We start from the raw sequence: 15,460 nt of genomic DNA on the forward strand, positions 1-15,460 counted from the left end.
GGCGGGCCCTTCTGTTTTCTGGTCATGTAGACTGGCTTAGTGAGCGTTCAGCTCATCGAGTGGCAGGGAGAAGCTGGCCACAAAGGTGTCGATAAAGTAGCGCATCTCATCGCTCATCCGCGCTTCCAGCATGGCCTCAAGGCGTTTGCGAGCCGGTTCGAACTCCCGGTTGCCCGCGTTGATCTCCTCCAGACACTTGGTATAGGCGCAGAGGGTGTCGGCATCCTTGACCAGTCTGGCCAGCTCGTCATCCTGGGCTGCCGAATCGAGCAGGGGGCGAAAGTCATCGATCAGTTCTGGCGGCAGCATGCCAAGTAGACGCTGCTCGGCGGCCAGTTCTATCTTCTTGTACTCGCGGGCAATTTCGGGGTTGAAGTATTTGACCGGGGTAGGCAGATCGCCGGTCAGCACTTCACTGCTGTCGTGGTAGAGGGCCATCACGGCGGCGCGATCGGCATTCACGCTGCCGCCAAACAGTCGATTTTTGATGATGCCGAGGGCATGGGCCACCATGGCCACCTGCAGGCTGTGCTCGGCAATGTTTTCCGGCTGGATGTTGCGCATCAGGGGCCAGCGGTAGATGAGTTTCATGCGGGCGAGATTGGCGAAAAAATGGCTGGGTAACATGATGGCCTCAACAAAAGAGAATAGAAAAGGGCAGACCCTAGTCTGCCCTTTTTTTCGTTGCAGGGCAGCGTCTGCCCGCGCATTTCCCACTGTTAGCGGATATAGCGGCCGGATTCCGCCTCCTGATTGGTCACAATCATCTGGCCAATGGGCGCCAGGCTGATCAGCGCCAGCTTGAGGTGCTGAATACCAAACGGGATACCGATAATGGTCACGAAGCAGGCCAGCGCGGAAGCGATATGGCCGATGGCCAGCCAGACACCGATCAGCACGAACCAGAGGATATTGCCAATCAGTCCCAGCGTGCCGGTGCCGATATCGCTCTGGCCGGTCATGGTCTTGCGATTGACGGCCTGCTTGCCAAACGGGAAGAAGGTAAAGGTGCCGATCACGAAGCAGGCACGTCCCCAGGGGATGCCGACCAGCGAGATAAAGCAGATAAGACCGGCCAGCCACCAGGCCAGGCCCATAAAGACACCTCCCAGTACAAACCAGAGCAGATTGAACAAGAAGCGGAAAAAGGCCATGTGAATGACTCCAGATCATCAATTTGGTTGCCACCATAACGAGGGAGGGGTAGAGACGCAATGGTTGATTGGTTCAATCGCCATTTGGCTGGTCAAATTGAGTCGCCGCCCGCAACGGTGGGCTGTTTTTCGGCGAAAGATGGGCAATAAAGCGGCGTTCGGATGAAAAAAGGTGAGCAAACGCAAAATTATTGCCATCGGATAGTTGAAGTCTGGCACCTCTCTCCCCATATAAAGGGCAGTTTTGCACGAATTGTGCTTGCACGCCGCTCAATGTGGGGGATGTGTGGCTCGACTCGACCAAAGTGCGCCGCTATAATGCCGCGTCATATTTTCTCATCACAAAGACATATCGTTGTCTTTATAAACAGGAAGACTCCGGGCTTTGCCCAGGGGCAATAAAGGGTCAGCACACAGTGCTGAGTTGAACGAGGTAGAAGAATGCAAGTTTCTGTAGAGACAACCCAGGGTCTGGAACGCCGTCTTACCATCACTGTACCGGCTGCTACCGTAGACGCCGCTGTGCGTAAAGAATTGAATGGCCTGGCCAAAACTCGTCGCATCGACGGTTTCCGTCCTGGCAAGGCTCCGGTTGCCATCATCAAGAAGATGTTCGGCGCCATGGCTCACGCCCGCGTTGCTGATGAAATGATGCAGAGCAACTTCATCAAAGCCATCATCGAAAACAAATTGAGCCCGGCCGGTGCCCCGACCATGGATCCGAAAGAGATCAAAGAAGGTCAGGATTTCGAATTCACCGCCACTTTCGAAGTGTATCCGGAGTTCGAAGTTGCAGGTCTTGAGACCATCAAGGTCGAGAAGCCGGTTGCGACCGTGAAGGATGAAGATCTGGCCAACATGATCGACACCCTGCGCAAGCAGCACGCTACTTGGGCTGATGCCGATGTTGCCGCTGCCAATGGTATGCGTGTGACCATGGACTTCGTCGGTTCCATCGACGGTGAAGAGTTCGACGGCGGCAAAGCTGAAGGCTTCAACCTGGTGCTGGGCGCTGGCCGCATGATCCCGGGCTTCGAAGACGCCATCCTGGGCAAGAAAGCGGGCGACGAGTTCACCATCGAAGTGACCTTCCCGGCTGACTACCACGCTGAAAACCTGAAAGGCAAAGAAGCCAAGTTCGCTTCCAAGCTGCTCAAGGTTGAAGAGCAGATCCTGCCTGAGCTGACCGAAGAGTTCGTGAAGCGTTTCGGTATCGAAAGCGGTTCTGTTGAAGAGCTGAAAGCCGAAGTGCGCAAGAACATGGAGCGCGAACTGGCTCAAGCCCTGAAAAACAGCGTGAAAGAGCAGGTTCTGAACGGTCTGGTTGAAGCCAACCAAATCGACCTGCCGAAAGCAGCTGTTGCTCAAGAGATCGACGCACTGCGTCAGCAGGCGCTGCAGCGCTTCGGTGGCTTCCAGGGCGGCAACGCTCCCGAGCTGCCGGCTGAACTGTTCCAGGCTCAAGCCGAGCGTCGGGTACGCGTTGGCCTGCTGCTGGGCGACGTGATCCGCACCAACGAGATCAAGGCTGACGATGCTCGCGTAACCAGCATCATCGAGTCCATGGCGACTGCCTACGAAGATCCGAAGGAAGTGATCGAGTACTACCAGAAGAACGAGCAGATGCTGAACGGCGTTCGTAACCTGGCAGTAGAAGATCAAGCTATCGACCTGATCCTGTCCAAAGCGCAAGTGACCGAAAAAGAAGTTGCCTTTGATGAAGTGATCAACAAGTCTGGCGCCGCTGCCTAAGAACATTTGACTTAAGGTCAAGACTGTTAAGTATAATGGCTCGTGTGATCTCCACTCGGGCCATTTTATTTTAGGGACAATGCCTTATGTACAAGAACTATAACGATATGACCGATTCTCCCAGCAATGCGCTGGTCCCCATTGTGGTCGAACAGACTGCCAAGGGTGAACGTTCCTACGATATTTACTCCCGTCTGCTGAAAGAGCGGGTGATCTTCCTGACTGGTCAGGTTGAAGATCACATGGCCAATCTGGTGGTTGCCCAGCTGCTGTTCCTCGAGTCCGAGAATCCGGACAAGGACATCTATATCTACATCAACTCGCCGGGTGGTTCGGTGACTGCGGGCATGTCCATCTACGACACCATGCAGTTCATCAAGCCGGATGTCAGCACCGTCTGCATGGGGCAGGCCTGCTCCATGGGTGCCTTCCTGCTGGCCGGTGGCGCCAAGGGCAAGCGTTTCTGCCTGCCTAACGCCCGTGTGATGATCCACCAGCCGCTGGGTGGCTTCCAGGGTCAGGCATCTGATATCCAGATCCACGCCCAGGAGATCCTGAAGATCAAAAATACCCTGAACGAGCGCCTGGCGTTCCACACCGGTCAGGACATGGCTACCATCGAGCGTGACACCGATCGTGACAACTTCATGTCCGCCGAGCAGGCCGTGGCCTATGGTCTGGTTGACGGTGTCCTGAGCCAGCGTAGCTGAGCAGGGTGTCCCGGTCTGTTGTAAACTCAACAGGCCGATCCATCCTCTATTGATAAAACGAGGTTGCTGAATGACAGAGAAACGCAAGGGTGAGGGTGATAAGCTGCTCTACTGCTCTTTTTGCGGCAAAAGCCAGCATGAAGTGCGCAAGCTGATCGCTGGCCCTTCCGTCTACATATGTGATGAGTGCGTCGAGCTGTGCAACGACATCATCCGCGAAGAGATCCGCGAGATCTCGCCCAAGCGCGATGGTAACGAGCTGCCGACCCCTCATCAGATCCGCGCTCATCTCGATGACTATGTGATCGGGCAGGAGTACGCCAAGAAGGTGTTGGCTGTAGCCGTCTACAACCACTACAAGCGTCTGCGCAATAGCGGCGAAAACAGTGGTGTGGAGCTCGGTAAATCCAACATCCTGCTGATTGGCCCGACCGGTAGCGGCAAGACCCTGCTGGCCGAGACTCTGGCTCGTCTGCTGGATGTGCCGTTCACCATGGCCGATGCGACCACCCTGACCGAAGCCGGTTATGTGGGCGAGGACGTGGAGAACATCATCCAGAAGCTGCTGCAAAAGTGCGACTACGACGTAGAGAAGGCCCAGCGTGGCATTGTCTATATCGACGAGATCGACAAGATCTCCCGCAAGTCGGACAACCCCTCCATCACCCGAGATGTCTCCGGGGAAGGGGTACAGCAGGCACTGCTCAAGCTGATCGAAGGGACCATCGCTTCCGTGCCGCCGCAAGGTGGTCGCAAGCACCCGCAGCAGGAGTTCTTGCAGGTTGATACCTCCAAGATCCTCTTCATTTGTGGCGGCGCCTTTGCTGGTCTGGACAAGGTGATCGAGCAGCGTTCCGTGAAGGGAACCGGTATCGGTTTTGGTGCCGAGGTGAAATCCAAGGATGCCAAGGCCACCCTGAGCGAGACCTTCGCCAAGGTGGAGCCGGAAGATCTGATCAAATATGGTCTGATCCCCGAGTTCATCGGCCGCCTGCCGGTGGTCGCGACCCTGACCGAGCTGGACGAGTCTGCCCTTATCCAGATCCTGAAAGAGCCGAAAAACGCGCTGACCAAACAGTACGCGGCGTTGTTCGATCTGGAAGGGGTCGAGCTGGAGTTCCGTGACGACGCACTCAACGCCATTGCCCGCAAGGCGATGGAGCGTAAAACCGGTGCTCGTGGTCTGCGTTCCATCGTGGAAGCCGTGCTGCTGGATACCATGTATGACCTGCCTTCTCTGGAAGGGGTCAGCAAGGTGGTGATCGACGAAACCGTGATCAAGGGGGACTCCGCGCCCTTGATGATCTACGAAAATCCCGAAACCCAGGCTGCTGCATCAGAGTAAATGTCTGATTTTTAATCAAATGGAAGGGGCTTTTTGCCCCTTTCATGCTTTTTACGGTTTCGGCGATTGAATCTCATCTCAGCGCCCCCATATACTCAGCCAAGCGCTTTGCCAACGGTATAACAAGCCGAGAGGACATATATGAACCTAGAGCGTTCAGAACGCATCGAGATTCCCGTCCTGCCTCTTCGTGACGTGGTGGTTTATCCCCACATGGTCATTCCACTCTTTGTGGGGCGGGAAAAATCCATTCGCTGTCTGGAAGCGGCCATGGAGCAGGACAAGAAAGTTCTGCTGGTGGCCCAGAAGGATGCGTCAACCGATGAGCCAACGGTGGAGGAGATCTTCACCGTCGGGACAGTGGCCAATATTCTGCAGATGCTCAAGCTGCCGGACGGCACCGTCAAGGTGCTGGTGGAAGGGGGGCAGCGTGCCCGCCTGGAGCGGATGATCGACGACAAGGATTTCTTTGTCTGCGAGGCCCAGTACATTCCCTCCCAAGCCATTGAGGAGAAGGATCAGGAAGTACTGGTTCGCTCCGCCATCGGCCAGTTTGAAGGCTATATCAAGCTCAACAAGAAGATCCCGCCCGAGGTACTGACCTCGATCTCGGCGATCGACGATGCTGCGCGTCTGGCAGATACCATGGCGGCCCACATGCCGCTCAAGCTGGAAGACAAGCAGAAGGTGCTGGAGATCGTCTCGGTTTCCGAGCGCATCGAATTCCTGATGGCGATGATGGAGTCGGAGATTGACCTGCTGCAGGTCGAGAAGCGCATCCGTACTCGCGTCAAGAAGCAGATGGAAAAGAGCCAGCGCGAGTATTACCTCAACGAGCAGATGAAGGCCATCCAGAAAGAGCTGGGTGAGCTGGAAGATAGCCCGGATGAGTTTGAAGCCCTCAATCGCAAGATTGAAGAGGCTGGCATGCCGGAAGATGCCCGTGAAAAGGCCCAGGCCGAGCTTGCCAAGCTGAAGATGATGTCTCCCATGTCCGCCGAGGCTACCGTGGTTCGCAGCTATGTGGACTGGATGGTACAGGTGCCGTGGAAGGCGCGATCCAAGGTCAAGAAAGACCTTGGCAAGGCGCAAGAGGTGCTGGATGCCGATCACTATGGCCTCGAGAAGGTCAAGGATCGCATCCTCGAATATCTGGCGGTACAGGCACGGGTGAACAAGCTCAAGGGCCCCATCCTCTGTCTGGTTGGGCCTCCCGGTGTGGGCAAGACCTCGCTGGGCCAATCCATCGCCAAGGCGACAGGCCGCAAATATGTGCGGATGGCTCTGGGTGGGGTGCGTGACGAAGCGGAGATCCGCGGTCACCGCCGTACCTATATTGGTTCCATGCCCGGCAAGCTTATCCAGAAGATGGCGAAAGTCGGCGTGAAGAACCCGCTGTTCCTGCTCGACGAGATCGACAAGATGAGCTCGGACATGCGTGGCGATCCCGCATCCGCCTTGCTGGAAGTGCTGGATCCGGAGCAGAACAACAGCTTCAACGATCACTATCTGGAAGTGGATTATGACCTGTCGGACGTGATGTTCGTGGCCACCTCCAACTCCATGAACATCCCGGGTCCCTTGCTGGACCGGATGGAAGTGATCCGTCTCTCCGGTTACACCGAAGATGAGAAGCTCAACATTGCCAAGCAGCATCTGGTTGCCAAGCAGATCCAGCGCAACGGCCTGAAAGAGTCCGAGATCACCATCGAAGATTCTGCCCTGGTTGGAGTGATCCGCTACTACACCCGCGAGGCGGGTGTGCGGAGTCTGGAGCGCGAGATCTCCAAGATTTGTCGCAAGGCGGTCAAGCGCATCCTGCTGGACAAGAGCATCAAGCATGTTCAGGTCAATCAGGAGAACCTCAAGGAGTTCCTCGGGGTGCAGCGTTTCGATTACGGCAAGGCCACCGACCAGAACCAGGTGGGTCAGGTGTGTGGTCTTGCGTGGACCGAAGTGGGGGGCGATCTGCTCACCATCGAGACCACCAACATGCCGGGTAAGGGCAAGCTCACTTATACCGGTTCCCTCGGTGACGTGATGCAGGAGTCGATCCAGGCGGCCATGACGGTCGTACGGGCCCGTGCCGAGAAGCTGCGCATCAACGCCGACTTCTACGAGAAGCGCGATATCCATGTGCACGTACCGGAAGGGGCAACCCCGAAAGATGGTCCGAGCGCCGGTATCGCCATGTGTACCGCCCTGGTCTCCAGCTTGACCGGTAATCCGGTTCGTGCTGATGTGGCGATGACAGGGGAGATCACCTTGCGCGGCGAAGTGCTGCCCATCGGTGGTCTCAAGGAGAAGTTGCTGGCAGCCCACCGTGGCGGCATCAAGCGAGTGCTTATTCCGAAAGAGAACGAGCGTGACCTTGAGGAGATCCCGGCAAACGTCAAACAAGACCTTGAAATTTATCCGGTTCGCTGGATTGACGAGGTGCTGGAATTGGCGTTGCAGGACAATCCACAGGGGTTTGAGCGCGTTTCTGTCGTGTAAATGTTGATGCGCCGCAAATTTGGCGCATTCGGCGGGTGGTTAAGGCTTGCATGCGCCCGATAACGGAAGTAGCCTTGACCACCGATCGGGTACTCGTGATGAGTCGCAATGCGTTGTGTGGCGCGGGTTTGCGCCAGATTGTCACTTGCAACTGATCAGGAGGCTTGCTATAAAACCTCCACTTGTTGTGGCCAGGGAAATCAGCGCCGCAGCGGTGTTTGATAAAAGGGGAATATAAGAGTGAATAAATCTCAACTGATTGACAAGATTGCAGACGGTGCCGATATCTCCAAAGCTGCCGCTGGCCGTGCGTTGGATGCCTTCATTGATGCTGTTGGTGAAGCGCTGAAAGAGGGTGACCAGGTTGCTCTGGTTGGTTTCGGTACTTTCGCTGTACGCGAGCGTGCTGCCCGTTCAGGCCGTAACCCGCAGACTGGCGCGACCATCGAAATCGCTGCTGGTAAAGTTCCTGCCTTCAAAGCCGGTAAGGCCCTGAAAGACGCTGTTAACTAAGTCGGTCGCTGATATCCGTCGGCTACCGTCCTTGGTCGCAGACCAGACAAGTTAGAGAGTCTTCTCTCATACTGATTGACCAAGGCGCATCGCAATCGGTGCGCCTTTTTATTGTTTACGCCCATCGAGTTCGGGAGCATAAGTACAAACATGATGTTGGATAAACTACGCGAAGGGGCGCAGGGCAAGGTAGCCAAGGTTATCTTGGGCCTGATCATCCTCTCCTTTGCCTTGGCTGGTGTAGGTAGTTACCTGAACGGCCCGGCCCGTACCGCCCCCGCCACCGTCAATGGCACCGAGATCAGTGCTGCGGCACTGGAAAATGCCTATCGTAACGAGCGCGCCCGCATGGAATCCCAGATGGGAGAGGCATTCAGCCAGCTGGCCGCGAACCCCGATTACATGAAACAGTTCCGTCGCGGTGTGCTGGATCGCCTGATCGATCAGGCGCTGCTGGACAGCAAGGCCCGTGAACTGGGTCTGCGTATCAGTGACGAACAGATCAAGCAAGCCATCGTGGCCATGCCGGAATTTGCCGAGAACGGCAAGTTCAACAATGACCGTTATCTGCAGCTGATCCGTCGTGACGGCATGACTCCCGAAATGTTCCGTGACTCCCTGCGTCAGGACATGGTGCGTCAACAGCTGATGAGCGCCCTGCTGGGCACCGAATTCTCCCTCAAGGGTGAAGCGGAGCAGCTCGACAAGCTCTACAACCAGACTCGCGATCTGCGTCTGGTGCGTCTGGCTGCCGCCAACTACATGGCTGACGTTCAGGTCTCCGACAACGAGCTCGAGCAGTACTACAAGACCAATGGCGCCCGTTTCATGAACGACGAGCAGGTCAAGGTCGACTATCTGCTGCTGGACGCTGCCAACCTCGCCAAGGATATCAAGGTCACCGAGCAGGATGCCCAGGATTACTACGATCAGCACCAGGATCTGTTCCAGCGTGCCGAGCGTCGCCACGTGGCTCACATCCTGATCCCGTTTGGCAAGGACGAGAAAGCGGCCGAGCAGAAAGCAGAAGCCGTGCTGGCCAAAGCCAAGGCGGGTGATGATTTCGCTGCGCTGGCCAAGGCTGACTCTTCCGATACCTTCTCTGCCAAAAAAGGCGGCGAGCTGGACTGGTTCGAGAAAGGGGTGATGGATCCGGCCTTCGAGAAAGCCGCGTTCGCCCTGGACAAGGCTGGCGATCTCTCCGGCGTGGTGAAGAGCCCGTTCGGTTTCCACATCATCAAGCTGCTGGGGGTTGAAGCAGCCCAGACCAAGCCGTTTGCCGATGTGAAAGAAGAGACCATCACTCGTCTGCAAGCTGACAAGGCCAAGGAGAAGTTCTTCGCCGAGCAGCAGAAGATGGCTGACAACAGCTTCGAAAACCCGGACTCGCTGGATCTGACCGCTGATGCCATGGGGATGAAGGTCCAATCTTCCGATTTCTTCACCCAGGCGACTGCTCCGGCTCCACTGAACGATCCCAAGGTGCTCTCCGTGGCATTCTCCGAGCAGCTGCGCGATGACAACACCAACTCCGACGTGATCGAGCTGGCTGACGGCAAGGCGCTGGTGCTGCACATCACTGGTCACAAGCCCAAAGCGGTCAAGCCGCTGGCCGAGGTGAAAGAGCAGGTGATTGCCGCCATCAAGCATGACAAGGCCAGCGAAGTGGCCCGTGGCAAGGCCCAGGGCCTGCTGGACAAGCTGAAGGTCGGTGAGAGCATCACCGCCGACCTGACTGCACTCGGTCTGAAAGTGGAGACCCACAAAGGGGTTGCCCGCTTCGATCGCGAGCTGGATCAGAACCTGATTGCCCAGGCGTTCACGCTGCCCCATCCGATCGACGGCAAGCCAAGCGTGGCTCTGGTTGCCGAGACCAATGGTGACCGCGTTGTGGTTGCGCTGGACAAGGTCAACGTCCCTGCCGCCGCATCTGGCATGGCCGCCATGCTGCAAGCTCAGCTGGGTCAGGGCAAAGCTCAGGTGGATTACAAGTCTCTGATCGACGAGTTGCGCAAAGCGGCCAAGATCGAGTACTTCACCAGTGTGGAAGCGACCGTCGAGTAATCGGCACTGTGCAATCCATTGAAAACGGCTCCTTGATGGAGCCGTTTTTTATTGGCTATGTCTCCATGAACTGTTCATGTGAGCCCTAGAGTCTCATGCAGCCATGCATTTATATTCAACACCCTCATGTGATGTACTGCCTCCTGCGTCAACCCAGATAATTCCTTAGGTAGTGAGCCGCCACGCCATGGCCGTGCGCCATCCGTTCTTTCAACTTATGCTGATAGTCGTTTACATGCTGAATGTGATACGCACCGGCCACTTACTTACCCTGATGATTGCGCACTCCTGGATGAGTCATACCTTGCACTGTGTTGAAACTGGCATACACACCAGCACACAGTACCGCATCTGGTGAAACTAGAATCTTCAAGACAGCTCTCACCGTCTCGGTATTCTTCTTTTCCAACTAAAACGCCGTATCTTGGATCTTCCTATTCTTTAACCGCCATCACCGTTATGTAATCCGGCCAGGCACTTGGTTCGCCCTTCGTCACTACGATCCTATTCGGTTGCGCTCATCCAAGTTGTTCTAGAACGATTCGAAGAAGAGGGCTTCATCTACTTTAGCGATGCTATTTTCCCTTGCGCCCTAGTGGAGTTGCAGAGCTTGGCTCGGCGGGATTAGCGCCCCTTCTTGCCAACCATGATGGCAATCGTCTTGCCGATGATATGCACATCCTGCACCAGCCAGCGCCAGGGGTGGAGCAGGGCGACCGAGTAGGCCAGATCGAACGCCAGCTTGCTGCGCACATCATCCAGCGACTCGTCATAACCCTGATTGACCTGCGCCAGACCGGTAATGCCGGGGGCCACTTCATAGGTGCGTTCGATAAAGTACGGCACCGCATCTTCCAGCCGGTTGGCGATCCCGGGTCGCTCCGGACGGGGGCCGATCAGTGACATTTCCCCCTTGAGCACATTGATAAACTGCGGCAGCTCATCGAGCCGGGTTTTGCGCAGAAAGTCGCCGCTGCGGGTGATCCGGCTGTCCCCCTTGCCACACCAGACCGGCCCGGTGGCCGCCTCGGCGTCGGCGCGCATGGTGCGAAACTTGATCATGAAAAAGAGCTCGGTATGGGTGGCGTGGCTGCGCCCGATCCGCAGCTGACGAAAGAACACAGGCCCCGGGCTATCGAGCCGGATGGCCAGCATGATCAGCGGCCACAGTGGCAGCGTCAGCAGCAGGCCAAGAGTGGCACCGAGCAGATCCATGCTGCGTTTGACCACCAGGGTCAATCTTGGAATGGGCTGTGTCATACGGCTTTCTCCTGTGACATGAAACGTATGGGGGCGCGCAGGCAGTAGCGCAGGGTGCCCATGCCGTTGTACCAGTGTCCGAGTACCAGATAGTGGATCTTGCGAAACAGATTGGGCCAGGGGTGCACAGGGGTCAGCTGGATCAGGATGACCAGTAGATACCCCAGCAGTTGCAGCCCCAGCAGCAGCTGAAACAGCAAAGATTGGGTGGCCAGAGGGATGGCGCAGAGCCACAGCAGGGTCAGGCAGAGCGGCATCAACACCCGCAGCCCCTTGCCACTGGCAAAGTTGAAGGCAACCCAGCCGAACTTGGGGTGTAGCAGGGGCAGCAACCGCAGCAGCTGCTGGGTGTTGCCAGCCCCGATCCGCTTGCGCCGTGTCGCCTCCAGCGCGGCATTGGAAACTTCCAGCTCCAGTGCGGCGCAGCGATTGTCATAGACAGCGCGATACCCCTTGGCGATGGCCTGCATCGGCAGGATGAAATCGTCGTTGATGGTATCGGCGGCCAGCGGGGTGAGGCACTCCCGGCGCATCATGTAAAAGGCCCCGTGGGCACCCAGCATGCCGCCAAGGGCCGATTCGCAGAGCTTGATCTGGCTTTGATAGTGCCAGTAACTCTCCTCGCCCTGGGAGCCCGGTTGCCAGAAGCGGTACGCTTCCCCGACCACCCCTACCTTGGGATCGGCAAAATGGGCGACCGCCAGCAGCAGGCTGTCGATGGGCAGCAGGGCCGAGACATCGGTGAGGGCCACCAGATCGCTGTGCACCCGGGTCATGGCCTCGTTGAGCACGGCGACCTTGCCGCGATTGCGGGGGTGATCAAACAGCCTGATCTGCAACTGCTGCAGGGCGGGATCACCGAGCTGGCTGAGCGCAATGGGGTAGCTGTTGTCGCTGCAGCCGTCGAAATGCACATGCACCCACAGCTTGTCGGCGGGGTAATCGAGGCTGGCGAGGTTTTGCAGCTTGGCCGCGATGGTCGCCGCCTCGTTGTAGACCGGCATCAGCAAAGTGATGGTCGGCAGCGCCTCATCGGCGGCCTCTGCTTTGAATCCCCGATCCAGTGGGCGGGGCGGATTGGCTACCTTGCGCGCCTGCCGACCACCAAATTTGAGCAGCAGGGGATAGCCGACATGGTGGTAGACCACCAGTACAGCGCACAGCCAGAACACGATCATGATCCATTCCATGGGATGCTCCTCTGGTCATCGGGTCGCTTGATCAGCGGCTGTAAAGCTGCTGATAGGCCTGAGCCATCCGGCTCAAGCTGCTTTGCTGGCACACAAACTCACGGGTGACGGCACGCAGGCTATGGCACTGCAGCAACCCTTGTGCCAGAAGCTGGGCAAGGCGGTCGGGATCCCGTTCAGACAGGATATGGCCGCTGGCCTGACAGACGATCTCTCTGGCCGCCCCCACGTCGCTCATCACCACCGGCACCCCGCACGCCTGTGCTTCCAGCACGCAAAGCGGCATCCCCTCCGCCAGTGAGGGGAGGCAGAAGATATCCAGCCCCTGATAGAAGCGCGGCATGTTTTCGACCAGCCCCAGAAAATGGACCCGATGGGCGATCCCCAGTTGCTGACACTGTTGTTGCAACGCATTTTGCAAACTGCCGACCCCTGCCAACGCAAGATGCACCTCCTCCGGCAGGGCGCGGATCGCCTCCAGCAGCAAGTTATGCCCCTTGACCGATTCAAGGCGTGCGGCGCAGCCAATCAACTTGACCCCTTGCGGCAGCCCCATCTCCTGACGGGCGAGGGCGGCGGCGCCCGGGGCAAAGCGCAGCTCATCGATGCCGTTGGGGATCACGGTTGGCGACAGCTGGCCCAGCTTGGCCAGCAGTTGGTTGGCCACCGGCGTGGCATCGGCCACCAGAATGGGTTTGAAGGCGCGCAGCCCCCAGAGGGCCAGCGTGCGCTGATGGGGCTCATCGAGATACCAGGCATCGTGCTCTGTGTGGATCAGGGTGGGCACTCGGGCCAGCCGACTGGCCAGCCCGCCATAGAGCATGGGCCCAAGATGGTGGGTATGTACCGCGGCTGGCTTGAGTTGGCGCAGCAATCGGGTGAGCCGCCAGAGGGTCGCCAGCGACCAGCCCGCGGGCTTTTCCAGACAGTGAATATTGCCTGCGAAGGGATGCAGAGCGGGCCATGCCCTTAGCACATCCCCTTTGCACCCTTCGAGGGAGATGATATGCACCGGCTGCTCGGCAGGGCTCGCTTGCGTGAGGTTGAGCACCATGGTCTCCAGCCCGCCGGGCTGCAGGTGCTGCACGATTTGCACGACAGGCTGGGCGCTGGCGCCCCTGCGGGGATGGGGTCTGTGCGACGGGGTTGATGACAACATGGTTCGCGCTCCGGCAAGGGAAGGGGTGACACCCCGGATAGCGGGAGAATGCGAATCTTGTACCACTCTTGCGATCTGCCCACAGAGGCGATCAGCTCCTCTGGTGGCACTGCCTTTGCATCGTACGGGGGGAGGGCTTTTCTCAGGGAGTGATGCTATGCCTGTCCAGTTCTATTACAACCTCTACATCATTCTCTTTGCCGCCTGGCGCCGTCGCTATCTGCTGGTGATCCCGGTGCTGGTGATGCCGCTGGTGGGCGTGACGGTCGGCCTGCTCACCCCCAAGGAGTATGAGAGCCGCACCACCTTTATGGTGCCGCAAGATGCCAACCAGACCCCGACCCTCAAGGATCTGATCACTCAGGAAAGTCTCAAGGATCGCTTTGCGGTGCTTGAAGCCCTGCTGCGCAGCCGTTATGTACTGGATGGAGTGGCGCGGGATCGCGGTCTGGTCAATGACGAGACCCCGCCTGCCCAGCGCGATGCCATCATGGACTGGCTCTCGAGTGCCGTCTCGCTGCGGCTGATCGGCGATGAGGTGATCGAGATAAAAGTCAAGGCGGATTCGGCGGCCAACAGCGCCGGTTTGCTTGAAGCCATTTCACGGCGTTTCTTCTTCAACCTGCTCAGCAAGGGGCGCCAGTCGGCGGAGTCGTCCGAACGTTTCCTGCAAAGCCAGCTCGACAGCCGGCGCAGCGAACTGCAAGCGGCCGAGCAGCTGCTTGCCGACTTCAAACGGGAGCATGCCAGTGCCTTGCCCCAGCAGCAGAGTACCAACGTCGCCCGTCTCTATGGCTTGCAGGAGCGTTACGCCGAGAGCCTGATCACCTTGCAGCAGGCCAAGGCCCGGGTCGATCAGCTATCGCTGGGGCAAGAGAGTCAGCTGGCTCGCCAGCTGGATGAGAAGCTGCAGCTGATGCGCACCGAGCTGGTGTTGCTGCGGGCCCGCTACAGCGACGAGCACAGCAAGGTGCAGAGTTTGCGCTATCAGATTGACCAGTTGCAGCAGGAGTTCGAGCAGCTCAAATCCCAACCGGATATGGCCCGCGGGCCCGAGTGGCAGCTGGCTCAGACGCAGTTGACGGAGGCGGAGCAAAACGCCGCCGGCCTGAAGAGCCAGCTGGATGGGCTGGACAAGGTGGTCGACTCCCAGGGGGATACCGAACGCCAGCTCGCCGAGCTGGAGCGGGATCTGGCGGTCAAGCGCACCCTCTATCAGGATTTGCTGCTGCGCTATGAGAAGGCCAAGGTAACCGGCGATCTGGGCAACTTCGAGCAGGGGGAGCGGATCAAGGTGATCGACAAGCCCTTTGCCCCCAGCAAGCCGAGCAACTACCCGCTCTGGCTGTTTCTGCTGGCGGGCATTGTCGGCGGACTGGGGCTGGGCTGCGGTCTGGCGCTGGTGGCCGAACTGGCGGATGCCAGCCTGCGCCGCTCCGATCAGCTGGCCGCCCTGGTCAAGGCGCCGGTGCTAAGCCGCATTCCCTACTGCGAGCCGGTGCCGGACTATCCATCCAATAGTGATCATGCGCTGGATGGGCAGGTGTTGCCCTTATCACCGGAGCCGGGTTGATTGGCGCAACCAGCGGGCTGCCAGTCTGAATCTGGATATGTCTAGTCCTGAAATAGGTTTACACATTTTCGGCTAGCATTTCTCCACTCAGAACCCCCGATGTACTGCATCGGGGGTTCTGTATTTCAATGCATGATGCGGCCGCTCTGCGTTGTAAATATCCACCGCTTCACGCACCATTTCCCGCGCTTGCGTCAAATCCTGCGGGCTTTGCAACAACAACTCTCCTTTCAAAATCCCGTTC

At 58.0% G+C, this 15,460-nt stretch carries 13 protein-coding genes; 7 read left to right on the forward strand and 6 right to left on the reverse strand.

Features of this window, described 5'->3' with window-relative positions; all coding sequences use genetic code 11:
- Positions 1–36: 36 nt before the first annotated feature.
- Positions 37–627 (reverse strand): 5'-deoxynucleotidase, encoded by a 591-nt coding sequence (yfbR, locus tag AB5Y86_RS07465; protein ID WP_139401703.1) that lies wholly within the window; start codon positions 625–627, stop codon positions 37–39.
- A 92-nt stretch (positions 628–719) separates the two neighbouring features.
- On the reverse strand, positions 720–1,154 hold the full coding sequence (locus AB5Y86_RS07470; protein ID WP_076495751.1) for a YccF domain-containing protein: 435 nt from the start codon (positions 1,152–1,154) through the stop codon (positions 720–722).
- A gap of 441 nt (positions 1,155–1,595) precedes the next feature.
- On the opposite strand from AB5Y86_RS07470, the gene tig reads away from it, so the two are divergent.
- The 6 genes from tig (at position 1,596) to ppiD (ending at position 10,034) form a co-directional block, all read left to right on the forward strand.
- Entirely contained in the window at positions 1,596–2,906 is a 1,311-nt protein-coding gene (gene tig, locus AB5Y86_RS07475; RefSeq protein ID WP_368192504.1) for a trigger factor, read from the forward strand.
- Positions 2,907–2,992: 86 nt separating this feature from the next.
- Positions 2,993–3,616 (forward strand): ATP-dependent Clp endopeptidase proteolytic subunit ClpP, encoded by a 624-nt coding sequence (gene clpP, locus AB5Y86_RS07480; protein ID WP_005336979.1) that lies wholly within the window; start codon positions 2,993–2,995, stop codon positions 3,614–3,616.
- A 70-nt stretch (positions 3,617–3,686) separates the two neighbouring features.
- Positions 3,687–4,961 carry an ATP-dependent protease ATP-binding subunit ClpX gene (gene clpX / locus AB5Y86_RS07485; protein WP_005336977.1) on the forward strand — a complete coding sequence of 425 codons (1,275 nt, stop codon included), beginning with the start codon at positions 3,687–3,689 and terminating at the stop codon, positions 4,959–4,961.
- Positions 4,962–5,102: 141 nt separating this feature from the next.
- Positions 5,103–7,457 (forward strand): endopeptidase La, encoded by a 2,355-nt coding sequence (lon, locus tag AB5Y86_RS07490; RefSeq protein WP_005336976.1) that lies wholly within the window; start codon positions 5,103–5,105, stop codon positions 7,455–7,457.
- A gap of 240 nt (positions 7,458–7,697) precedes the next feature.
- Positions 7,698–7,970 carry a nucleoid-associated protein HU-beta gene (hupB, locus tag AB5Y86_RS07495; RefSeq protein WP_005315375.1) on the forward strand — a complete coding sequence of 91 codons (273 nt, stop codon included), beginning with the start codon at positions 7,698–7,700 and terminating at the stop codon, positions 7,968–7,970.
- A gap of 150 nt (positions 7,971–8,120) precedes the next feature.
- Positions 8,121–10,034, forward strand: coding sequence for a peptidylprolyl isomerase (gene ppiD / locus AB5Y86_RS07500; RefSeq protein ID WP_368192505.1), 1,914 nt, complete (start codon positions 8,121–8,123; stop codon positions 10,032–10,034).
- A 624-nt stretch (positions 10,035–10,658) separates the two neighbouring features.
- On the opposite strand, the gene AB5Y86_RS07505 is transcribed toward ppiD, so the two are convergent.
- From AB5Y86_RS07505 to AB5Y86_RS07515, 3 genes are read right to left on the reverse strand one after another with little or no spacing between them, the layout of a single operon-like run.
- Positions 10,659–11,294 carry a sugar transferase gene (locus AB5Y86_RS07505; RefSeq protein WP_368192506.1) on the reverse strand — a complete coding sequence of 212 codons (636 nt, stop codon included), beginning with the start codon at positions 11,292–11,294 and terminating at the stop codon, positions 10,659–10,661.
- Positions 11,291–12,484 (reverse strand): glycosyltransferase family 2 protein, encoded by a 1,194-nt coding sequence (locus AB5Y86_RS07510; RefSeq protein WP_203118042.1) that lies wholly within the window; start codon positions 12,482–12,484, stop codon positions 11,291–11,293. The genes AB5Y86_RS07505 and AB5Y86_RS07510 overlap by 4 nt, the downstream gene beginning before the upstream one ends.
- Before the next feature lie 31 nt (positions 12,485–12,515).
- The gene (locus tag AB5Y86_RS07515) at positions 12,516–13,643 is read right to left on the reverse strand and encodes a glycosyltransferase (RefSeq protein WP_368192507.1); all 1,128 of its coding nucleotides are present in this window, start codon (positions 13,641–13,643) and stop codon (positions 12,516–12,518) included.
- Positions 13,644–13,800: 157 nt separating this feature from the next.
- On the opposite strand from AB5Y86_RS07515, the gene AB5Y86_RS07520 reads away from it, so the two are divergent.
- Positions 13,801–15,216 (forward strand): GNVR domain-containing protein, encoded by a 1,416-nt coding sequence (locus AB5Y86_RS07520; protein WP_021230256.1) that lies wholly within the window; start codon positions 13,801–13,803, stop codon positions 15,214–15,216.
- A gap of 87 nt (positions 15,217–15,303) precedes the next feature.
- Here AB5Y86_RS07520 and AB5Y86_RS07525 read toward each other — a convergent pair.
- Positions 15,304–15,460 (reverse strand): integrase core domain-containing protein (locus AB5Y86_RS07525; RefSeq protein ID WP_368192510.1); only part of this gene is annotated, 157 nt, incomplete at its 5' end.

Origin of the sequence: Aeromonas sp. s8 (genome assembly GCF_040907785.1) — a bacterium.
In the GTDB taxonomy this organism is placed as follows: Bacteria; Pseudomonadota; Gammaproteobacteria; order Enterobacterales; family Aeromonadaceae; genus Aeromonas; species Aeromonas veronii.